This is a genomic window from Pseudomonadales bacterium (assembly GCA_024234615.1).
Lineage (GTDB): Bacteria > Pseudomonadota > Gammaproteobacteria > Pseudomonadales > IMCC2047 > JAJFKB01.
In genome coordinates, this window is sequence record JACKNY010000001.1 from 1,318,286 (window position 1) to 1,340,549 (window position 22,264).

Below are 22,264 nucleotides of genomic sequence, written 5' to 3' on the forward strand. Positions count from 1 at the left end.
CAATAATACACCAAATTGATTTTTAGAGCAGTTACAAGAGCGATTTTGTAACCTCAAGCATTGAACGCCGATAGAACAACATGCCCCAACGTTTGCCTCCTACCTGACGCCACAGCATCGCTGATCTCACTCCCGCCAGCAATAGGGCTCGAATTTTATTAACGTTACGCGGGTTCTCTAGGTAAAGTCGATTACCATTGACATGAATACGGTAGCGAAACGTGCTCAGCGTGTCTTCATAAATATGCGCCAGGCTGGCAATGATGCGTTCATGGGTCATCTCGAAATGGTTTAAATTGTCGTTGGTCTTTTGTAGACGACTACTGAGTATTTCCATCAAAGCAGCATTTTTTCGCAGTTTACTCTCAAGGTGAAGCAGGCCGAGGGCATAGCGAAAGTGATCGGTTTGCGGTGGTCTGTTTTGTTCAAGTACCTGTTGCAGCTGCTTCATGCCCAGCGCCAGATTGGGAATAAAATTGACCTGTCCAGAATAGACATCTTCCACCGAAATAGCGTCCATTTTAAAGATGCTGGCAATACTCGTGGTAAAGCTATCATTATCATAATTACCATTACAGGCAATTTGCTCCACCAATGTCGTTGCTTGCAGGAGACCGGCAAAGGCGATGGTTTGCTTATAAATTTTACTGCTATCGGGATTAAACAATGATACCCCCACCTAGGCACTGTGCGCCGAGATAAAAAACTGCTGATTGGCCGGGTGCGATAGCGCGTTGCGGCTCGTTAAATAGAACTTCCAGTTCTCCCCCACTGGCGGGAAATATTTCACATTGCTGATCTTTTTGCCGGTAGCGAATTTTAGCTGTGCATTTGAACGGGAGCAGGGGCCCGTCGCCATCAATCCAGGTCAGTTGTGCGACCTTGAGACAATCTGAAAATAGCAAGGGGTGCTCCGAGCCCTGAGCAACAACCAATTGGTTTGTCGCCATATTTTTGCTGGCCACATACCAGGGTGCTTCATCGTAGTCTTTGAGCCCACCGATGCCCAGCCCTTGACGCTGGCCAATGGTGTGGTACATCAGGCCGTGATGGCGACCAATTACGTTGCCTTCTGGGCTGATGATGTCACCGGGTTGCGCTGGCAAATATTGTTGTAAAAAATCTTTGAAGCGGCGCTCCCCGATGAAGCAAATTCCGGTGCTGTCTTTTTTATCGTGAGTAATCAGACCATGCTGTTCTGCTAGCTCTCGTACTTTTGGCTTTTCCAGTTCACCAATCGGGAACATGGCTTTGCTCAATTGCTGTTCAGAGACAGCATGGAGGAAATAGCTTTGGTCTTTATTGGCATCTAAACCACGTAATAACTGGGTATGGTTATCGACAGTGCGCAAACGGGCATAGTGCCCGGTGGCGATATAGTCGGCACCCAGTGCTTCAGCATATTCTAGGAAAGCCTTAAATTTAATTTCTTTGTTGCAGAGGATATCAGGGTTCGGCGTGCGCCCCGCACGGTATTCGTGTAGGAAATGTTCGAACACATAATCCCAATATTCAGCGGCAAAATTGGCCGTGTGCAATTTGATACCCAGCTTTGCGCACACCGCTTGAGCATCGGCAAGATCTTCTTTGGCGGTGCAATATTCAGTTCCGTCATCCTCCTCCCAGTTTTTCATGAACAGACCTTCCACCTGAAAGCCCTGCTGTTGGAGTAATAATGCTGACACAGAGGAGTCGACGCCGCCGGACATGCCGACAATGACATGGGTGTCAGGTGCTTGCTTTGAGGTTAATGGCATTGGAGTTGGCGCGGCCTTTCAATCACAAAGGCGCTATTTTAGCGGTGAACCGAAAGATAAACAAAAGGACTCTGGTTTATTTTCTCTGACCGTTTAATTTTACGGCTAAGACATTCGCACAGCGCAGATTGCATTGGCGACTTATTGGTTTAGACTTGGCTTCATCGAAACAACGTGTTCGCGGACTATGTTAAAACTAATCTGGAAGGGTTTGAAGTGGCTGCTATTTACTGTGGTGTTGATGACTCTGTTTATTCCCGCTGCGGTGCTGATTTGGGGGGTGCAAGAACAACCAGTATTGTTGACTGGCCAACGTATGAATTACGAGCATGTCACGCGTCTGCATCGTTTGATGAAAGACCACGACCCAAGGCGTATGCGAGCGGGGGAAACCAAGCAACTCGTCACCGTGGAAGATGATTTGAACCTGGCCTTGCAGTATGTCATGTCGAACCTCAAAGACTCTGGTGCCAAAGTGGATATCGACAATAATAAAGCGACCTTGACCCTATCGGTGGGGTTACAGCCTTTCAAGCTTCAGGGTTATCTCAACGCCACCGCAGCGTTAGTACAGAAGGGTAATAATTTCTGGTTAGAGGACATTCGTATTGGCGCAATTGCCATCCCCAACAGGGTGAGTCGCATACTATCTTGGTTATCGCACCGACTACTGCTGAATTTTGAATCATATCGTAATGGGCTTGGCGCCATTGACGAATTAAAATTCAGGCCAGATCAATTAGAACTGACTTATCAGTGGCGACCGGAATTACTGAAGGAAATTGCTATCGCGCATCGGGAGCTTTTTTCTTCTCCGGAGGAGGACGAACGATTTGTTTTCTATGCACAACGTATTGCTGAAATTAGCCGCAAGCTACATATTATTGCGCCAGCGGAGCTAATGCTAAAACCGTTATTTAATTTCGCGTATCTGCGTTCTGCAACTGAAGAGCAGGCGGCATTAGAAAATCGAGCATTACTTTCTGCTCTTGGGGTATATATGGCGGGTAATACTGCTCAACAATTGATGGGTAGGCAGGAAAAACACCCTCGTGAAAGAGCTGTTCGCCGATATCTAACGTTGGCTGGTCGCTATGATCTTGCACAACATTTTATTTTATCCGCTTACCTTTCAAGTTCAGCAGGAGATGGGGTCGCCGATGGTTTGGGGCTATTTAAAGAGTTTAAAGACTCCCAGGGTGGTTCCGGTTTTAGCTTTGCGGATTTAGCTGCAGATCGAGCGGGTAGGAAGTTTGCACAATTGGCGATTGACCCGAGCCGGGCCAGAAATTTACAGCAGCAGATAATATCTGCAACCAATGAAAATGACTTTATGCCGAGCATAGAAAGCCTGCCGGAAGGTATTCAGGAGCTAGAGTTTAAGGCGCGTTTTGCTTCCTTGGGTAGTGATGAGTATCGTGTCATCGAAAATGAGATTGAAAGACGCTTAAAGGCTTGCCGCGCCTACCGTGGCTAATTACTGATATCGCGCTGGTAATTGAGATAAGAATTACCAGTTAGTGCGATACTCTTCAGGTACTGGCCCACCATTCTTGCGTCGCGCCAAAGCTTGCTTCACGGTTTCCGCACGATCGGCAATCTCTAACCCGGCTTTGCGATCAGTAGGGTAAGCCCCTTCCATGTTGGGAGGGGGAACCTTGCTGGCGGGGAAGTACGAGATCCGATGTACTTTTGGGTCGATATAGTGTTCGGGTCGTAATTTTTTTCGATTGATCCCTACGGTGGGGGTATCGCAGTAATTGTTGGCGTCGGGTTTGTTGCATTGGTCGCCGATGACTTCCAAATCTAGCCACCATTTTTTTGCATCGACCGGATTGCCGTTCCCTATTTTATCGTCGAGCCAAATGGCGAGAGGGGCGAGGATGGGTTTTAACCACATCGCATGAATACCGAGCCAGCTGCCAATTCTTGCATAGAGGGGGCCATCCCAGGTCACATCCTTGGTCAATGGGCAGACTTTAATGCAGCGTCCACAAGCGGAACCTTTCATATTCTGCATACGGTATTTTGCACAGCGTTCGCTATCTGGCTTCCAGGTTTCATAACCGTTAAATATGATCTTGTCGCCAAAGGGGATGGATTGGCTTGGGCATTCGCGAGCACATTTCAAGCATTTGGAGCAGAATTGTTGGAGGCCAAAATCAATCGGCTTGTCAGCGATTAGGGGCATATCGGTGGTTAACACAACGGTTTTGATGCGCGGACCTAAAAAGGGGTTAAGCGCCGTTTCACCAATACGGCTTTGTTCTCCCAGTCCGGCAACTATAACTAGTGGAACATGCAGAACATCGCTGTCGATGCTGGTTTGGGCGCGAGCGGAATGACCTAAGCGTCGAATATGGTCGGCCAAAGTGCCCGCAATTTCAGCACCGCGCATATATGAACGCATGGATTGTGAGCCAGAAATCCAGTCGTCACCACAGGCGCCTTCGAAGGTTTCATGGCCTTGGTCGACCAGCATAACCACAGCGTATTTATGATAAGGGTTTATCACTGAGCCGTCCTTGCGGTGGCTGTACCAACAATAATCCGGTATTTCACAAATACCGGTAATGGCTGAGCCGATGTAGTGGCTGAGTGCCTTGATGGCTTTGGTGTTGGCAATGGCGTCTTCGGTGCCTATTGCTTTTTGGGTTGCTGGTTCTCCATCTTGATAGGGCACCATATCCCAAAGTAGGCCGAGTATTCCCTGCGATAGGGGATGCTTATAGGCCCAACGTGGACGCTCTTTTAAGGGGCGTTTGCCTAGATCACCTCGCTCTGCGCGCACATAAAAGTTGGCGCGCTGGGGAATTCTGGGTACCTCATCATCAAAAATATGGGTGGTTGGATGCTCCACTCGCTTCAATTTTTCTACGGGATAGGGGCCAAAGTGAGAAGGGCGGCGGTTGCGGCGCCAGCGTTCGATGCCTGATACTGCACCGCTCAATCCGAGAAAGTAGGACAGCCCTTTTGCCTTGATCGCTGCTGTCGATAACGGTATGTCCGTGGCCGCGATATATTCGGTGGTGACTGCGGCGAGGGCGAATGATTTTCCAACGTAGGGATTGACTACTGAATCGCCATCTCGAATAGCGAGGCCGGATAATACCGCTAAGCGCTCCAAATCGACTTCACCTGCGCCACGCCAATGGGCTTGCGCATGGAAACCGAGGGCGGCGATATGCCCTGCTAAAATGGCGGATATCTCCGCAGCACGGGTGGTTGCCAACTCATGTTCGAAGCCCTGCACCCACTCGGCTGCCATGTTGTCTGGATCGATTGGATTGGAAAACTCTACAAGAACCACTAGGGCGTGAGTGTGTGATGGGTTACGTGCCCCACCTTTAACCCAGGCGTTTTCAGGGAGTTTACAGAGGCCAATCATTGAGGCGTCAAGAAAATAACCTGCGCCTTTTAAGTCCTGCGTGCGCCTTTCAAGGTTTTCAGGGAGTGGTGCTTTGCGAATAAAGACGGTAACTTTTCGCAGTTCTTCGAAGATTTTACGGTACTTTCTGGTTGCTTCTACCAGGGCTGTGTCTGCCTCAGGTAGAGGAGGAAGCGACACAAGTGGAGGACGGTTGGCTTCGCGCTCAGAGATGGAGATATCTCTCGCGAGGGACTCCAATGGGTAAGGGCCAAAATCCACCGGGCGGCTTCTCCGCTTGCGATTCAACATGTTGTGATCCTCTGGGTAAAAACCCATTTTTATCATTGCTAATTGATGCAAACTATAGCTTTTTTCAATAATTAGTGTCAAATAGCGATTTATAAGTCCGCAATACGATACTAATGGTTGTGAATTCTTGCAAAAATAGGTATAAATCGTCAAATAGTTATTAAAAGGTTCGTAATATGGACTATTCAAAAGAGCATATTAAATCGCTGGCAAAAGGTTTAGGCGTAGTTATTGCCGTAAATGAGCTGGCTCCTGCTCGTGTTTCTTCCTTAGTGGAGCAGACCGGGTTACCGAAACCGACACTGATTCGCATTTTAAATACATTGGTGGCAGAGGGTTTTGTCGAGAACCGACCTAGAGGTGAAGGTGGTGGCTATGCCCCTACACCTAAAGTTCGTTTGTTGGCAAGCGCCTTTGCCGAGGGCACGTTACTTGCTCAGGCGGCGCAGCCCGTATTGAATAATCTGTGTGAAGAAACCAAGTGGCCAGCCGACTTGTTAGTGAGAGATGGTTTGTCGATGGTAATTGAAGCAAGCAACCGACTGGTTGCACCAATACGTTTGAAACGTTTTGAGCAAAAGCGTTTTCCTTTGATTAACTCAAGTTCAGGGCTAGCGCTCTTGGCTTATCTGCCCAAAAAGGAGTGTCGAGAAGTTTTAACCTCGGTACTTGCGCATGGCGTGCCCAATGGGCAGTCACCTGTTAGAGAAGAGCAGGTTGCGGGGTGGATAGAGGAGACAAAAAAAGCAGGGTACGCTAGCTGGGAATATGATGCCCCCATTCAGGGAACCAGGGTCTATAGCCTACCTGTAGTTGATCGGGGGCGTCCAATAGCAGTATTGACCTTGGTAACTCTGCGGGATGTGTTGAGCCAAACAAAGTTTGAAACTGATTTACTTCCGTTTTTTAGTGAAGCCGCGGCTGAAATCGCAAAAAGGGTATCGCGGTAATAGCGGTTTTTGGGATTGAATGCCGATAAGTAGAGGATTAATCTGTAGCACAGTAAAGCTTGGTTTCGAAAGATGGGGAGGGGGTAAATCATATGAAATATCGAAAGAGTTATATGCCGTTGCTGGGCGCTGTTATTTTTATGAGTTTCCTTTCACTAAATTTGCAGGCCGGTTGTGCTGTTGACTCGTTCGGCGAGGTCTGGTGTTCAAAATTTGCCATGGGCGATATTAAGCTTGATCGACTTGGTGTTTTAGTGTGCGGTAAAGGGGAGTGTCTTCAAGATAGGTTAGGCGAGTTCGTTTGCTCTAAAATTGAAGGTGGTGGTGCAGCAATGGGTGATACCGGAGTCGTCTATTGCTTTGGCGGGTGTGAACCCGCTACCGTTGACTACTGTGTTAGAGGTGAAGAGTAGCTGTTCAATTGGTAAACAAAAAAGAGGGGGCTGAGGTGCAAAGACATTTAACGCCAGAGGAGATCACCCAATATAATCAGGATGGTGTGATATTTATTAGTCAGGCTGTCGACCAGGAGTGGGTGATTAGGATGCAAGCGGTAATCGATGCGCAACTCAACAAACCCAGCAAATGGGCCAATGATGCCAACCCTGGACAAAAAACCAACCGTCTTTTTACTGATAGATACCAGTGGTGTGAAAACCCGGAGATCAATGCTTATCTTTTTAAATCGGGTGTTGCCCGGCTTGCTGGGCAGGCAATGCAGAGTAACCAAGTGCGTTTTTATTTTGATCATCTCTTGGTCAAAGAACCCGGAACTACTGCGCCAACGCCCTGGCACCAGGATGTACCCTACTGGCCTTTTATGGGAAAACAAATATGTTCGGTATGGTTGGCATTGACGGATGTCACTATCGAACAAAGCGCGATGGAATTTGTGCGAGGCTCGCATGCTGATGGCAAGTACTATCGCCCAGAGCTGTTTGGGGCGCGAGAGAACCATCCGGCAAGTTGGGCGACAGCGGGTGACGGAGAGAAAGTACCTGATATTGAGTCAGATCGAGAAAGTTTTGATATTGTTGGTTGGGATATGAAAGCTGGAGATGCAGTATTATTTTCCGCTTGGACGCTGCACTGGGCCCCGGGCAATAGCTCGCCGACACAGCGCCGTGCTGCCATTTCAACCCGATGGTTAGGGGATGACGCCATCTGGTTTCCACATGATGGCGCCGACCCGACTGTGACGCAAAAGGATGTCTCTGTTCAACCCGGCGATTTGGCACGGGACGATAAAGTTTTTCCACTGGTTTGGCAGCGCTAAACCAGTGGTTAGCTGGTGATTTCGTCCAACAAGAGTAAAGCCTAGGAGTTGACTATCTTCACCTGTGCTTTTACGGTAAGCTCAAAAAATTGTGCTAGAGTTACTAGTAATGCACTTTCACTTATACTCTAAAATTTAGGGGTTTCAATCGTGTTGGAAATGATTAAATCCGGTGGCTGGCTGATGCTGCCGATATTACTCTGTTCGGTCTTGGCGCTGGCAATTATTCTGGAGCGGTTTTGGACGCTTAGGCCGAGTAAGATTGCACCTAAAACGTTATTATCAGAAGTTTGGGGTTGGATTCGTAGCAATCAGTTGTCAGCAGAGCGGATGCGCGAGCTACGCACGAAAACGCCTTTAGGCAGAATTCTGGCGGCGGGTTTGTCTAACTCAAAATATGGCCGCGACATTATGAAGGAGAGTATTCAGGAAGTTGCCAGCCATGTCATCCATGAAATGGAACGCTATCTGAATACCTTAGGCACCATCGCGTTAATTACCCCGTTGTTGGGATTATTGGGCACCGTCATTGGTATGATCAAAGTTTTTACTGCGATCATGGTGCAGGGCACAGGTAATGCCAGCGTCTTAGCGGGGGGGATATCCGAGGCGCTAATTACTACAGCGGCTGGATTAAGCGTAGCGATTCCAACATTAATCTTTCATCGAGTGTTCCAGCGCCGGATTGACGAGCTTGTGGTTGATATGGAGCAGGAAGCGGTTAAGCTGGTTGATGTCTTCCACGGTGATCGCGGCAAAGAAGATAGCGCGACTAAACGCGGAGAATAACCATTATGATGTTTCGTCGCCAACGACGGGAAGAGGTTGGAGTCAATCTTACGCCACTCATAGATGTGGTCTTTCTGCTGTTGATTTTTTTTATGGTATCCACCACCTTTAAAAAGGAGTCTCACATAAGCCTTAATCTACCAGAGGCTGGCGGTGAGCCGCTGGCGGTAAAAAATAATCAGGTGGAAATTGTCATCAATGCTAATGGTGAGTATGCGGTCAATGACAAGATGCTGGTTAACAATAAAATAGACACCCTGCGTGCAGCGATCAACGCCGTAGCGCAGGGCAATACTGGATTGCCGCTGATTATTTCTGCGGATGCGGTATCTCCTCACCAGTCCGTAGTGACAGCGATGGATGCCGCCGGACAACTGGGGTTTGTCAATTTGAGTATTGCGACTCGGCAAAGAGATTCAGACCAATAACAAGTGCTTACTCTAAAAGGATTATCCTCAGAATTGTGAACAAGCTAGTAGAGGCTTGGTATCAGGGCAGCCCTTGGTTGTCGCTACTCAAACCCCTTTCGACATTATTCCGTTGGCAAGCGGAAAAACGGCGTAATGCTTACCTCAGTGGAAAAAAAAGCAGTTGGCGTGCGTCGGTCCCGGTGATTGTTGTCGGCAACATCTCTGTTGGCGGCGTTGGCAAAACACCCCTGGTGGCTTGGTTGGCGCAAATCTTACAGGAGGCGGGCTATAAGCCGGGTATTGTCAGTCGTGGTTATGGCAGCCGGGCACCGCGATATCCCTTTGATGTCAGTCCCGATACAAATGTGATTGAATGTGGCGATGAGCCTATGCTGTTGGCGCAAAATACGCGTTGCCCGGTGGTTATCGACGCTGATCGCGTTGCGGCGGTAAAGTTCTTACTGAAACACCACGCTTGTGACCTGATCATTAGTGATGACGGCATGCAGCACTACGCACTGGCACGCGATCTCGAGATTGCGGTAATTGATGGTAGCAGAGGGCTGGGTAATGGCCTTTGTTTACCGGCTGGGCCGCTGCGTGAACCACCGTCAAGGTTACAAGAAGTTGATTTTATCCTGGTTAATGGTGAGGGCTTTGTGCCTGTCCAGCCTCACTATCGAATGAGCATAGTCCCTGGGCAGTTGCAGAATCTGGTTTCAAAATCCTCACTTCCTGGTAATGCCTTAGCGACTCAAGCTCCAGTGCATGGGGTGGCGGGAATCGGCAATCCGAGCCGCTTTTTTGCTACCTTGAGGTCGATGGGTTATCAAGTGATGGAGCATGAGTTCCCTGATCATCATCAGTTTAGAGCTAAGGACCTTTCTTTTAATGATGGCCTAGCCGTTATCATAACAGAGAAAGATGCAGTAAAATGTGCCGCGATTGCGCATGATCAATGCTGGTGTTTGCGGGTCAGTGCTGAGTTGCCAGCCTTGTTTAAAAATGCGTTAATCGATAGGATTTCCGTACTTTCAGCCCACCCAAAAACCAATGTTTAGGAAAATGAATGGATAGACGACTGTTAAATATTCTGGCTTGCCCTATTTGTAAGGGCGAACTAAAACACGATGCTGAGAAGAAAGAGCTTATTTGTAAGTTTGACGGCTTGGCGTTTCCAATTCGAGATGACATTCCGGTGATGTTGGAGCAGGAGGCACGTTCGCTTTCCACCGACGAACGGTTGGAAAAATAGCTACCTACCATGTCCTTTAACATCATTATTCCTGCGCGCTATGCCTCTACACGTTTGCCCGGTAAACCGTTACTGGATATCGCCGGTAAACCCATGCTGCAACATGTCTATGAACAGGCCAGGATGAGTGCTGCCCAACAAGTTGTTATCGCCACTGATGATTTACGTATTGAAGCAGCTGCGCATGCTTTTGGCGCCAAGGTTTGCTTAACGTCAGCCGATCATTTATCAGGTACGGATCGGTTAGAGGAGGTCACGAGAAAGCTCGGTTTTAGCGATGATGAAATTATCGTTAATGTACAGGGTGATGAGCCGCTGATTCCTCCGAGTATTATCGATCAAGTTGCCGAGCTACTGAGTGTCGATACGGCAGCGGGTATGGCGACACTGAGTGAACCTATTGTTGAAGCAGCGCATTTATTTAACCCTAACACCGTGAAGCTGGTTGCGGATGGACAGGGGTATGCGCTTTATTTCAGTCGTGCTCCCATACCCTGGGCTCGCGATGAGTTCTCTTCGCTAACGTTGGAGTGTACCGAGGGTACTGAACTACCGATAAGTGCAAACTATCAACGTCATATTGGTATTTATGCCTACCGTGTAAAATTTTTACATCAATTTGTACAATGGCCGGTGGCACCGATTGAAATGACAGAATCCCTAGAACAGCTTCGAGCCATGTGGAATGGTGTAAAAATTAGGGTGGCGCCAGCACTTGAGTCACCGCCTGCAGGTGTTGATACGGAAGCAGATCTAGCGCGGGTGAGGAAAATTCTATCTTGCAGATAGCTGCTGTGAGTTATCAGCTCGTGGTATTAACTAGTAACTATGATTGGCAATCCGTAAATCAGATATTGGTCACAACTGACGATGATTAAAGTACTTTTTGTTTGCTTGGGTAATATTTGCCGCTCGCCTACGGCGGATGCGGTATTCAATAAAATGGTTGCCGATGCTGGTTTAACGGATGCTATTTTGGTCGATTCCGCAGGCACGGGTAGTTGGCATATCGGCTATCCACCGGATCGCCGCGCCACTGAAGTTGCAGCTACTCGGGGATATGATTTGTCACCCTTGCGTGCGCGCCAAATCAGCGTGGAGGATTTTGATAAATTCGATTATATCTTAGCGATGGATGGCGCTAACCTATCTGCAATGCTGGCTATGTGCCCTGAACAGCACTGGCATAAACTGAGTTTGTTTTTAAACTTTGCGCCAGCATTAGAAGAAGCCGATGTGCCAGATCCTTATTATGGCGAAGAGGAGGGCTTTCATCTGGTATTAGATATGGTCGAAGCTGCATCGGCGGGTTTGCTTGCACAACTCCGACAGTCTTTGCAATAACGCTTGCTAGGTTATAACAGTATGCAAATTGAAACCGACTATTCGTTGCGAACACATAATAGTTTCGGTTTTGATGTTACCGCCCGATTCTGGGCGCAAGCGCAGAGTACCGATGACATTTGCGAAGCTCTTCAATATGCCAAAGCACAGCGCGTACCCTTAATGGTGTTAGGAGAGGGTAGTAATCTGGTATTTACCGCAGCCTATCCCGGTCTGGCTTTAAATGTTGCTATTCGAGGTAAGCAAATTGTTCGGGAAGACTCACAGCATATATGGGTGCGTGTGGGTGCTGGAGAAAATTGGCATGATTTTGTCCAGTGGAGTCTTGTGCATCAGTACTTTGGTTTAGAGAACCTCATTTTAATTCCCGGGTCTGTGGGTGCTGCACCTATTCAAAACATTGGTGCTTATGGTGTCGAGGTGAAAAGCTGTTTTGATCAGTTAGAGGCGGTTGAGCGGGATACCGGAGTGCTGGTGGTATTTGATAAAGAATCCTGTGAATTTGATTATCGGAATAGTGTATTCAAAAGTAAGCTTCAAGATCGCTACATTATTTCTCAGGTTACCTTTCGGTTGAATAAAACGCCAGACCTGGTGACGGGTTATGGCGATGTCGAGGCTGAATTAAAGTCCCAAGGGCTCGCCGACTACGAAGCAATTAATGTCGCCGAGGCGGTTAGTCGAATTCGGCGGCGAAAACTTCCTGATCCCCGGGTTATTGGCAATGCCGGGAGTTTTTTTAAAAATCCAATCATCAGCCGTGAGCGATTTGAGCAATTAAAAAGCAGCTTCCCTAAACTGGTTGGCTATGAAGATTGTGGTAGCGTGAAAGTGGCGGCGGGCTGGATGGTGGATTATTGTGGTTGGAAGGGTAAGCGAGAAGGCGATGCGGGCGTCCATGATCAGCAGGCGCTAGTGCTGGTTAACTATGGTTGCGCGAACGGCGCACAGGTGCTTGATTTGGCGGCTAAAATTCAGGATTCGGTAAAGCAAACCTTTGGTATTGATTTAGAGTTCGAGCCGCAGATTTATCCGTGACCGACTGACTGCGAAAAACGAGTCCATCCGCAGTCATTGTGACTGCGGATGGTATTCGTTTTATACCTTTTGAGTGAGATTATCTTCCGGCGGGTTCGTGGTTTTATCGCTTTTCGCGAGCTGTTCGTCGTCCGGCGTATCCTCTTTTATAGGTTCTTTGGTTTGTTCTTCTGGCTCAGTTGGTTTCGGCTCCAGAGTAACGTTTATTGCTTCCGCATTTTCCAAACTTAGCTTCAGGTTTTTACTTTCCAAAAATGACGTAGAAATTTCCGGTTGTGAGTCCGAGTGTTTTGTTTCGACGTCGGGACTGTCGTTAGTCGGCAAAGCGATAACAGTTGCTGTCTCGGCCGCTTCAACCCGTTCTACAGAGGGTTCTGCCTGGGTGTCGCCGATTATTTCAGGCTTTTCGGTAACGGCGTCCGGTGACGGTTTCTGAGCGGCGAGCTTTTCCTGCTCCTGTTGGCGGCGCTTTATTTCCCTTGGGTCATTGGGCGCGCGCTGGGGTTTATGTGGAGCTGGTGGTTTTGTATCCTCAGGGGTGCTAACAGCAGTTGTTTCTGAACCTTCGGCACCGCTTGCCGTGTTTTCTGAGGTCGCAGATACGGCTTGAGACTGCTCATCTTTAGCTGCGGTTTCCACCACCACGGAAGTAGGTTCCTTTCGAGACGGAGCTGGTTCTTCCAAAATCAACTGCTCGGTCTTCTCTGCAGGCATCTGACCCAGCTTGTTCGGTGTCGCAGCTAGATCAGTCTGAGCTGCCGATTCGGGCGCCATGTCCTGCGTCGGAACCGTTACTCGCTCAGGCTTGTTGCCCTCGTCATTTTTGTTACCTGAGTTGTCCTGCGCAACATTAGTTTCAGAGGCTGCAGCCGCTTCCGGCACGGTTGGCTGCACGAACAGCTTCTCTTCAGGACGGGGAGCTTTGGTCTCGTTATCAACAGCTTCTTGGGCTTTTGCCATATCGACGCTAGCGGTTACTGCCGCCAAATTTGTGGTAGCTTGCGTTTCCTTACCTAGTTTTTTGCTTTCCGTCGTGTTAAAGGACGGTGATTTTTCAGGCTCGGAAACAGTGCTTGTGGATGATTGCCGCGCGGGGTGACTGCCACTTTTAGCAGAGGTCTTGTCCTGAGCCTGGGTTTGAGGCGTAGCGTTATTGGCCGACTGAACATCGGAGTTCTCCTTTGGTTGCCCCCCCCGATTACGCTCACGGCGTTGCGGTGAACGATTGCCGCCCCGTGTACGAACATTTTTATTAGCGGACGCCGCACCTGCAGCCGCCGCTGGAGTAGCTTCTTTAACTTCTTCTTCAGAGGCCGGTTTGCGTGTCTTTGCCGGTTGGCGGTTACCGCCACTTTTCCTATTTCTGGTGCGAGTTGTCTCGCCGCCTTCAGTACTGCCACCTTTACTGTTACGTCTTGGTGGACGTTTTTGTTGCTCAGGCTTAACACTGCTGGGTTTTGCTTTTGATGAATCGGGTTTTGTTTCAACGGTTGCAGGTTTACTTTCAGGGCTACCAAGTAAAGCGCCAAAGAACCGTTTGATCAAGCTGGGTTTCTCTGAATGCTCAACCTCTACGGGTCTCGTCGGGTGAGGGTTCGAAGGAATGACGGTTTTTACGGCCGCAACCGCTCGTTTCGGGCTGCTCACAATGGTGGTTGGCTTACTGTCTTCCTCATCCGGTTCGATAAGGTCGTAACTGGCATCGGTGGTATGAATGATCTCATTGTCATCCCGAATGCGTTGTACCTCAAAATGGGGTGTCTCCATATTAGGGTTAGGGATGATGAGAATTTTAACGCCACGGCGCTTTTCAATATCGGCGACATTCTGACGTTTTTCATTAAGCAAAAAGGTGGCAACTGAAACTGGCAAAATAGCATGTATTTGCTCAGTGCGGTCCTTAAAGGATTCCTCCTCTATTAGCCGCATGACCGATAGCGAAAGTGACTCAACACCGCGTATTGTGCCGTTGCCGTTACAGCGTGGGCAAACAATAGTGCTGGTTTCGCCCAAAGAAGGGCGCAGGCGTTGTCGAGACATTTCCAATAGGCCAAAGCGGGAAATGCGACCCACCTGAATGCGTGCTCTATCAACCTTAAGAGCGTTGCGCAGTTGTGTTTCGACTTCACGCTGATTGCGGTTGTTCATCATGTCAATGAAATCGATGACTACCAAGCCGCCCATGTCGCGCAAACGTAATTGGCGAGCGATTTCTTCCGCAGCTTCAAGGTTGGTATTAAGGGCCGTTTCTTCGATATCACTACCCTTGGTGGCGCGAGCTGAGTTGATATCAATGGAAATCAGTGCTTCTGTGGGGTCGATGACTATTGAGCCTCCAGAAGGCAATTTAACCTCGCGTTGAAAGGCGGTTTCGATTTGGCTTTCAATGTGATAACGGTTAAATAAAGGTACTTTGTCCTGATACAGCTTTATTTTGCTCTGGTACTGCGGCATTACTTGGCTGATAAACTGCTGTGCCTCTTGGTGGACAGTAGGATCATCAATGATCACTTCAGCAATATCTTGTCTTAGATAGTCGCGAATCGCGCGGATAATTAAGTTATTTTCTTGATACACCAAAAAGGGGGCACGATTTTCCAATGCGGCTTTGGTGACGGCGTCCCAAAGCTGTAGTAAGTACTCAAGATCCCATTGCAGTTCTTCCGAGCTTTTTCCGACACCCGCAGTACGCACGATAACGCCGGTTTCCTCGGGTATGGTCAGTTGCGCCAAAGCATCTCTCAGCTCGGTGCGATCCTCTCCTTCGATTCGTCTTGAAATGCCGCCAGCACGTGGATTATTTGGCATTAGCACCAGATAACGACCAGCCAGGCTGATAAAAGTGGTTAGTGCTGCGCCCTTATTGCCGCGCTCTTCTTTTTCCACCTGGACGATTAGTTCCTGGCCTTCCTTGATAACATCTTTGATGTTTACCCGGCCTTTGATTTCAGAAGGCTGTTTGAGGAAATACTCGCGTGAAATTTCTTTTAGTGGAAGGAAGCCGTGACGCTCAGCGCCGAAATCGATGAAGGCCGCTTCTAGGCTGGGTTCTACCCGTGTGATTTTACCTCGGTATATGCTGGCTTTTTTCTGCTCGCGGGAACCGGATTCGATATCCAGATCGTATAGCCGCTGTCCATCGACAAGTGCGACACGCAACTCTTCTGGTTGAGTTGCATTAATTAACATTCTTTTCATATGACTCTATTGCTCGTTAGGCGTTACCTGACGACAACAGAACCAGACTTATAAACAGTAATACTGCTATTGTGCTCAAACTTCTGTGTTATTCAGAAGTAGGAATATATTGAGGGTTTAAATGTTGGAATAACCAAATATTAATTCAATAAAAACCTTTTTAAACAGTACGTTATGTAATAAATCTGGAGCTACTTTTATTCGCAATCAAAGAAAGTATCAAGCCGTTTTAGTAAATCTTAAATCATTTTCACGTCAGAATAATAGGTTCACAGTACGGCCAGATGTAGGGTTGGCGCTGTCGCTGCTGAGCTTCTGACACAGTTTCATTTTATGAAATTGAGGTGAGCTGAATTTAGATCTACCGCAATGTTGTAAGCTAGTGATTAAGCAATACTCAGATTAATTTTCCAACGGATATAATTTAATTCGTACACATTTGTTGACTACAAAGGTTGGAAATATGTCGATATATTGTTATTCAAGTAGCTGGCCGATTCTCTTTCCTTTTATCAAGTTCAATTATCACACTTAATATTGATTGGTAGCGCGTTGTCTCAGTCACGCAGTTATACTACCTCCCCAACGTTGCCATTGGGTACCTAAAACTGGTTAGTGCATTCAACAGCGATATTGCTGCAATGCAATCTGGTTAATGTAATTTGTTCCGCTTAGCCTGTACAATGCGGTCGTCCTGTACTCGGGGTAACCCTTATATAGGGCGCGCGAAAAGCAAAGCGCAGGCCAATATATCAATAAAAGCGCGTTACAGCAAATAGTCTGCTACATCAATTACATAGGTCGCTACAAAAAAGCGGTATTAGACACAGATCAATGGTAAACGAAAAGAGTAGTGGCGGCCAAAAAGTCCGTCTAGTCGAAATAGACGAGGCCAATGAAGGCCAACGCCTGGATAATTTCTTACGCACGCAACTGAAGGGTGTGCCAAAAACTTATATTTATAGAATCATTCGTAAGGGTGAGGTACGCGTTAATAAAGGGCGGATTAAGCCTGAATATAAACTCCAATCAGGTGATTCTGTCCGTATTCCTCCGGTACGTATCAGTGAGTCTGCCGATCAACTGCATATCCATCAAGGTTTTGCACATAGTCTTGAAATGGCGATTCTCTATGAGGATGACCAGCTGATAGTGATTAACAAACCCTCCGGTCTTGCTGTTCATGGTGGAAGCGGCCTCCAGTTTGGCCTTATAGAAGCACTGCGCAAAATCCGGCCACAACAGCGTATGCTGGAATTAGTACATCGTTTGGATCGTGATACGTCAGGCTGTGTCATGGTGGCAAAAAAGCGTAGCATGTTGAAGTTCTTGCATGAAGCACTGCGGGGTGATTCGGTACAAAAGTACTACAAGGCACTGGTGGTAGGTCATTGGCCGAACCGTAAACGTTTGGTTGATGCATCGTTGCAGAAAAATGTACTGAAGTCGGGCGAACGCATGGTAACCGTAACCGCGGATGGCAAAAGATCGAAGACAGAGTTTCAAGTTTGTGTACACTATCCAGGTTATACCTTAGTAGAGGCCAAACCAATCACTGGTCGCACTCATCAAATTAGGGTGCATTGTCGTCATGCCGGTTTTCCCATCCTTGGCGACGAAAAATATGGTGATGAAGGCGCCAATAAGGCGGCTAAGCAATCAGGCTTTAAACGATTATTTTTGCATGCTGAGCGGCTTGAAATTCCCAGGCCTGATAGCGCGGAGACCTTGCGAATTACGGCTCCATTGGCGCCGGATCTCACCGCTTGGTTGGGCCAATTAGAACAAAAATAGATGCTATATTTTTTTTAAATAAGAGTGGTAATGCTTTGTATTCATTGATTATATTTGATTGGGATGGCACCCTAATTGACTCTGCTGAACGTATTGTAACCTGTATGCAGATTGCTATGCGTGAGGTGGGTTTGCCGGTGCTGAGTGATCATGCGATCCGCCAAATTATAGGTCTTGGGTTGCCGGAAGCGTTCCAGCAACTGTATCCGGGAATCGACATGCGTGAAATGGAACGCATGCGTGATTTTTATGCCAAACACTTTATCGGCAATGAAATACCGGCGTCACAATTATTTCCCGGCGTGGCGGAAAGTTTGGACAGGTTGAAAACCCAGGGGTTTCAGTTGGCGGTAGCGACGGGTAAGAGTAGAAAGGGATTAAATCGCGTATTTAGCGAAACACCCTGGGGAGATTATTTTTGCGCTAGCCGTTGTGCTGACGAAACTCGTTCCAAACCGCACCCTCAAATGATACATGAGTTATTGGATGAAACAGGGGTTGTGCCAAAACGTGCGCTCATGGTGGGTGATACCGAATTTGATATGGAAATGGCGCAATTGGCCGGTGTTGACCGAGTTGCCGTTAGCTACGGTGTGCATGAGACTGAACGACTTAAAAAATATGAGCCAGTTTTAGTAGTCGACCAAATTAATCAATTAAACGATTGGCTGGCACAGCAACAAGCAGCAAAATTTAGATGATATTTTATCGATACACGCATGGTTTATGGAGAGATAAATGAGTAACAACGCTTGGAACGAAGATGAGCGAAAGCAAAGTGATGATGGCCAGGGTCGCCAAGACAAAGAGTGGCGGTTGATTGAAAAGCTACTACTGGATGCGGGTAAAGAACAGCGCCGGGCAAGGCGTTGGGGTATAGCCTTTAAATTGCTAACCTTTATTTATCTGTTCGCCTTGCTGTTTTTGCTGTCACCGAATCTGGATTTGAGTAATGCCGCAAAGATGAGTGAAAGCCACACAGCCTTGATTGACGTTCAGGGCGTCATTGCTGAGGGAGAGTTGGCGGGTGCAGATAATATCGCCAAAGGTCTTCGCGATGCTTTTGAGAACAATAAAACCAAAGCGGTGATTCTACGAATTAACAGTCCTGGAGGCACCCCGGTGCAGGCCGGTTATATTTACGATGAAATAAAACGGTTACGTCAGCTATACCCAAACATTAAACTCTATGCAGTTATCAGCGATTTGGGCGCCTCTGGGGGATATTACATTGCGGCGGCTGCCGATAAAATCTATGCTGATAAAGCAAGTTTGGTTGGGTCGATCGGGGTGATTTCGTCCAGCTTTGGTTTTACCGGTGCGATGGATAAAATGGGCATAGAGCGCAGAGTTTTTACTGCAGGTGAGAGCAAAGCATTTCTCGATCCTTTTTCGCCGATGAAGGAAAAAGATTCTGAGTTTTGGAAAAGTGTTTTGGGCGTTACGCACCAACAGTTTATCGATCGCGTCAAGCAAGGTCGGGGTGAGCGTTTGCAGGATGATTCCAAGTTGTTTAGCGGCTTGATTTGGAGTGGCGAACAGGCGTTAGAGCTAGGCTTAATCGATGGTTTAGGCAGTACCGGCTATGTGGCGCGTGAAATTATTGGTGAAGAAAATATCGTCGATTTTACGCCGAGACCGTCACCCTTCGAGATGTTTGCAAATCGTCTGGGCGTATCGATTGGTCATACGCTGGCTAATTATTTTGGCGTGACTCAGGTTAATTACCGCTAGCGGAATTAGTCCCACATATCGTCAGAATCCTCAAGGCAACTTTGTGCCTTTGAGGAATCGATGGGATCAAATCCCTTCTTGTTAAGAAAGCAAACAGGGCATTGCATGTCATCAGGAACATCTTCCCATGGTGTTCCTGGCGGAATACCCTGTTCCGGTATGCCTTTGGCTGGGTCATATACCCAACCGCAGGCCCAGCATTTGTATAGCCCCGATTCATCGGAAGATGTCTTTGCAGTAGCGGTGTGTTGTTTGGAACTCGCAATGAGGTTAGGGTCATCGTCTTGCCATAGTTTGGCAATATCACGACCAAATTTCTGACATTCTTTTAGCGCATCTTCCGTCGGCTTCCAAGGAACTTGCAGGCCCTGTTGCACAGTAAAACCCGCTTCTTGTAGTCGTTCGTTGATTTTGTTGACGGCTTCACCGCTCCAGCCATAACTACCGAACGCCGCTGCCTGCTTACCTTGAAAACGCAGCCCTACAATTTCTTCGAGCAGAGCCGCTACGCGTGGCAGCATGCCGATATTAACCGTCGGAGAGCCGATCAAAATGCCTTTCGATTTGAATATCTCGGCTAATACCTCTTCACGGTCAGCTTCCGCCAGATCAAAGCGTCTAACCATCACCTCAGGATCTGCTTCTTCAATACCGGTTAAGATAGCTTCAGCCATATCGCGGGTGCTGTTGCGCACCGTATCGTAAAGCAGAGTAATTTGGTTTTCTTTATAGTTATCCGCCCATTTCAAATAACGCTGAATGATCTGAGTTGGCTGTTCACGCCAAATCACGCCATTAGAAGGGCAAATCATCTTGAGTGTTAAGTTGGTATCTAACAATTCCTGGATTTTATCGGTGACGACACGGCTAAAAGGAGTGAGTGTATTGGCGTAATACTTCATGGATTCGTGATACAAGGCTTCCGGGTCGACCAGGTCGTTAAACACCTGCTTGCTGGAATAATGCTGACCGAACACGTCATTGCTAAACAAAATACCGTCCTCAGTTAAATAAGTCATCATACTGTCTGGCCAGTGCAGCATAGGTGTTTCGAGAAACAGCAATTGTTTAGCGTTACCCATATCCAAACTGTCGCCGGTTTTTACCACCTGAAAATTCCAATCTTTGTGGAAGTGTCCGCGTAGCGCTTCAACGCCGTTAGCCGTACAGTAAATAGGGGTGTTGGGAATTTGTTCCATCAATGCGGGGAGGGCTCCGCTACGATCAATTTCAGCATGATTAACCACGATGAAATCTATCTTTTCTAGCGCCACGTTACGTTTTAGGTTTTCTACAAACTCCTTGGCGTAGGGAGACCAAACGGTATCGATCAACGCAATTTTTTGTTCCTTGATCAGATAGCTATTGTGACTGAATCCCTCGTTGGTCGGATAGTCGAGCCCATGGAAGTGTTGGAGGTCGCCATCCTTTTTGCCAACCCAAATAAGATTTTTTTTAATTGCAAGTGTCATCAAAAATTCAATCAAAAATGTATGGAATACATACTATAATTTATGCGCGCAACAATAATGCTGATATTGATCAATTTTCTGGAGTTGAATTAAATTACCGCAATACCCGCTTGCGCCAGCATATCGACTAAACGAATCAGCGGTAAGCCTTCTAGCGCCGTGACATCGTCGCCTTGCATTTTGCTGAACAGCGCAATACCGAGTTTTTCCCATTTAAAACTGCCTGCACAATCGAGTGGTTGTTCTAATGCGACATATTGCTTAATTTGACTTAGGCTCAGCTGGCGAAAGCAGACCTGGAAGGGAATAACATCCAATTGATAGCTGTGATCGCCACTTTGATAAAGGCATAAGCCGGTTAGGAATTCGACGCATTTACCGCTAACCTGCTGTAACTGTTCTTCAGCACGCGCACTGGAGCCGGGCTTGCCCAGAGTCTGGCCTTCCAGCACTGCGACCTGATCGCTGCCTATAATGAGTGCGTTGGGATATTGTTGCGCCAGTGCCTGCGCTTTAAGGAGTGAAAGCCGGGCGGCCAATTCCATGGGAGTTTCATTTTGCAATGGGGTTTCATCGACGCTAGGATTCGCGGTAATGAAGTTAAGTTGCAGTCGTTGCAACAGCGCTTTTCTGTAGATTGAACTTGATGCCAAAATGATTTGCATGGAAGATAGGGCCTCAATGAGACCTTCCTGACAGTAATAGGGATCTGTGATGTGTCGAAAATGCTAGAGCATTTTGATCTGGGTTTAAACCCCCCGTTAGAAGTTACCCATGATTTTTATTTCGTTTACTGTGGCTACGCTATCCTGAGCCGCACTGCGGATGCTAAGTGGTCGCCACTGTTGGAATCGGAGTGGCAAGCATTAGGTGTTGTTGCGCAATCTAAGCATTATATTGGCGCATGGCATCGCATTGCTTGCTATGCAATCGAACTAGAACTGGAAACAACAGCTCCCGCTGGCTATGAGTGGATCAGCTTGCGTCATTTTATTCGTAGCCCTGATGACGCACTATTTGCGTTAGCTGGGCGGGGTGTGCAAATCATCGAGTGGCATCGTACCCATCGCTATTGCGGACAATGTGGCGGGGAACTGGCAACTCATTCAGTCGATCGAGCCCGTGAGTGCAACAGTTGTAAGCGAACCTTCTACCCGCGCTTGTCGCCCTGCATTATCGTCTTGGTGACGCGTGGGGAGGAAGTACTATTGGCGCGCGGTGACCGCCATCCAGAAGGCATGTATAGCACCTTGGCAGGTTTTATTGAACCGGGTGAAACGGCGGAGCACGCAGTGCATCGGGAAGTGCGCGAAGAGGTAGGTATTGAAATTAGTAACCTTGAATATTGGGGGAGTCAGCCCTGGCCGTTTCCGCATCAATTAATGCTCGGTTTTTATGCTGAATATAAGCAGGGTGAACTTATTTTCGAGGATGAGGAAATTACAGAAGCAAGCTGGTGGCATTATCGGGAATTACCTCAACATCCGCCAGAGACGACGATATCAGGTAAGTTGATCCATGATTATTTAGATCGTATCAGGCGCAAGTAGCATGTTTTCACGGGGCAG

21 protein-coding genes are annotated in these 22,264 nt (G+C 47.7%); 15 read left to right on the forward strand and 6 right to left on the reverse strand.

The features are described from left to right. Positions 1-31: 31 nt before the first annotated feature. Both hflD and mnmA read right to left on the reverse strand, forming a co-directional pair. Positions 32-667: a high frequency lysogenization protein HflD gene (gene hflD / locus H6995_06065; protein ID MCP5214552.1), complete on the reverse strand. Its 636-nt coding sequence runs from the start codon at positions 665-667 to the stop codon at positions 32-34. Next, positions 660-1,757 (reverse strand): tRNA 2-thiouridine(34) synthase MnmA, encoded by a 1,098-nt coding sequence (gene mnmA, locus H6995_06070; GenBank protein ID MCP5214553.1) that lies wholly within the window; start codon positions 1,755-1,757, stop codon positions 660-662. The genes hflD and mnmA overlap by 8 nt, the downstream gene beginning before the upstream one ends. A 187-nt stretch (positions 1,758-1,944) precedes the next feature. Between mnmA and H6995_06075 the strand changes: the two genes are divergently transcribed. Then, positions 1,945-3,234, forward strand: a complete 1,290-nt coding sequence (locus H6995_06075) for a hypothetical protein (GenBank protein MCP5214554.1) — start codon at positions 1,945-1,947, stop codon at positions 3,232-3,234. A 33-nt stretch (positions 3,235-3,267) separates the two neighbouring features. Here H6995_06075 and H6995_06080 read toward each other — a convergent pair whose 3' ends face one another. Beyond that, a complete protein-coding gene (locus H6995_06080) occupies positions 3,268-5,436 on the reverse strand; it encodes a Fe-S protein (protein MCP5214555.1) in 2,169 nt (722 codons plus the stop codon). Positions 5,437-5,612: 176 nt separating this feature from the next. Between H6995_06080 and H6995_06085 the strand changes: the two genes are divergently transcribed. The 10 genes from H6995_06085 to murB all read left to right on the forward strand — a co-directional run bounded on the left by H6995_06085 (position 5,613) and on the right by murB (position 12,498). Next, the gene (locus H6995_06085) at positions 5,613-6,386 is read left to right on the forward strand and encodes a helix-turn-helix domain-containing protein (GenBank protein MCP5214556.1); all 774 of its coding nucleotides are present in this window, start codon (positions 5,613-5,615) and stop codon (positions 6,384-6,386) included. A 92-nt stretch (positions 6,387-6,478) separates the two neighbouring features. Continuing rightward, positions 6,479-6,799, forward strand: a complete 321-nt coding sequence (locus H6995_06090) for a hypothetical protein (GenBank protein MCP5214557.1) — start codon at positions 6,479-6,481, stop codon at positions 6,797-6,799. 35 nt (positions 6,800-6,834) lie between these two features. Further along, complete coding sequence (locus H6995_06095; GenBank protein MCP5214558.1) at positions 6,835-7,662, forward strand: phytanoyl-CoA dioxygenase family protein; 828 nt, start codon at positions 6,835-6,837, stop codon at positions 7,660-7,662. A 150-nt stretch (positions 7,663-7,812) separates the two neighbouring features. Further along, entirely contained in the window at positions 7,813-8,451 is a 639-nt protein-coding gene (locus H6995_06100; GenBank protein ID MCP5214559.1) for a MotA/TolQ/ExbB proton channel family protein, read from the forward strand. Positions 8,452-8,456: 5 nt separating this feature from the next. Beyond that, a complete protein-coding gene (locus H6995_06105; GenBank protein ID MCP5214560.1) occupies positions 8,457-8,879 on the forward strand; it encodes a biopolymer transporter ExbD in 423 nt (140 codons plus the stop codon). 35 nt (positions 8,880-8,914) lie between these two features. Continuing rightward, a complete protein-coding gene (locus tag H6995_06110; protein MCP5214561.1) occupies positions 8,915-9,922 on the forward strand; it encodes a tetraacyldisaccharide 4'-kinase in 1,008 nt (335 codons plus the stop codon). 8 nt (positions 9,923-9,930) lie between these two features. Beyond that, positions 9,931-10,116 carry a Trm112 family protein gene (locus H6995_06115; GenBank protein MCP5214562.1) on the forward strand — a complete coding sequence of 62 codons (186 nt, stop codon included), beginning with the start codon at positions 9,931-9,933 and terminating at the stop codon, positions 10,114-10,116. Positions 10,117-10,125: 9 nt separating this feature from the next. Beyond that, positions 10,126-10,905: a 3-deoxy-manno-octulosonate cytidylyltransferase gene (kdsB, locus tag H6995_06120; protein MCP5214563.1), complete on the forward strand. Its 780-nt coding sequence runs from the start codon at positions 10,126-10,128 to the stop codon at positions 10,903-10,905. Between the two features lie 75 nt (positions 10,906-10,980). Further along, on the forward strand, positions 10,981-11,460 hold the full coding sequence (locus H6995_06125; GenBank protein ID MCP5214564.1) for a low molecular weight phosphotyrosine protein phosphatase: 480 nt from the start codon (positions 10,981-10,983) through the stop codon (positions 11,458-11,460). 21 nt (positions 11,461-11,481) lie between these two features. Then, entirely contained in the window at positions 11,482-12,498 is a 1,017-nt protein-coding gene (murB, locus tag H6995_06130; protein ID MCP5214565.1) for a UDP-N-acetylmuramate dehydrogenase, read from the forward strand. Between the two features lie 60 nt (positions 12,499-12,558). Here the strand turns inward: murB and H6995_06135 are convergent, their stop codons facing one another. Further along, positions 12,559-15,687, reverse strand: coding sequence for an Rne/Rng family ribonuclease (locus tag H6995_06135; protein MCP5214566.1), 3,129 nt, complete (start codon positions 15,685-15,687; stop codon positions 12,559-12,561). Positions 15,688-16,530: 843 nt separating this feature from the next. On the opposite strand from H6995_06135, the gene rluC reads away from it, so the two are divergent. From rluC to H6995_06150, 3 genes are read left to right on the forward strand one after another with little or no spacing between them, the layout of a single operon-like run. Beyond that, positions 16,531-17,490: a 23S rRNA pseudouridine(955/2504/2580) synthase RluC gene (gene rluC / locus H6995_06140; GenBank protein MCP5214567.1), complete on the forward strand. Its 960-nt coding sequence runs from the start codon at positions 16,531-16,533 to the stop codon at positions 17,488-17,490. A 35-nt stretch (positions 17,491-17,525) separates the two neighbouring features. Continuing rightward, positions 17,526-18,191: an HAD-IA family hydrolase gene (locus H6995_06145; GenBank protein ID MCP5214568.1), complete on the forward strand. Its 666-nt coding sequence runs from the start codon at positions 17,526-17,528 to the stop codon at positions 18,189-18,191. 37 nt (positions 18,192-18,228) lie between these two features. Continuing rightward, complete coding sequence (locus H6995_06150) at positions 18,229-19,224, forward strand: S49 family peptidase (GenBank protein MCP5214569.1); 996 nt, start codon at positions 18,229-18,231, stop codon at positions 19,222-19,224. A 5-nt stretch (positions 19,225-19,229) separates the two neighbouring features. Here the strand turns inward: H6995_06150 and H6995_06155 are convergent, their stop codons facing one another. Then, positions 19,230-20,696: a rubredoxin gene (locus tag H6995_06155; protein ID MCP5214570.1), complete on the reverse strand. Its 1,467-nt coding sequence runs from the start codon at positions 20,694-20,696 to the stop codon at positions 19,230-19,232. Positions 20,697-20,785: 89 nt separating this feature from the next. Further along, positions 20,786-21,361 carry a septum formation inhibitor Maf gene (maf, locus tag H6995_06160; protein MCP5214571.1) on the reverse strand — a complete coding sequence of 192 codons (576 nt, stop codon included), beginning with the start codon at positions 21,359-21,361 and terminating at the stop codon, positions 20,786-20,788. 51 nt (positions 21,362-21,412) lie between these two features. Between maf and nudC the strand changes: the two genes are divergently transcribed. After that, positions 21,413-22,246: an NAD(+) diphosphatase gene (gene nudC / locus H6995_06165; protein MCP5214572.1), complete on the forward strand. Its 834-nt coding sequence runs from the start codon at positions 21,413-21,415 to the stop codon at positions 22,244-22,246. Positions 22,247-22,264: the final 18 nt, after the last annotated feature.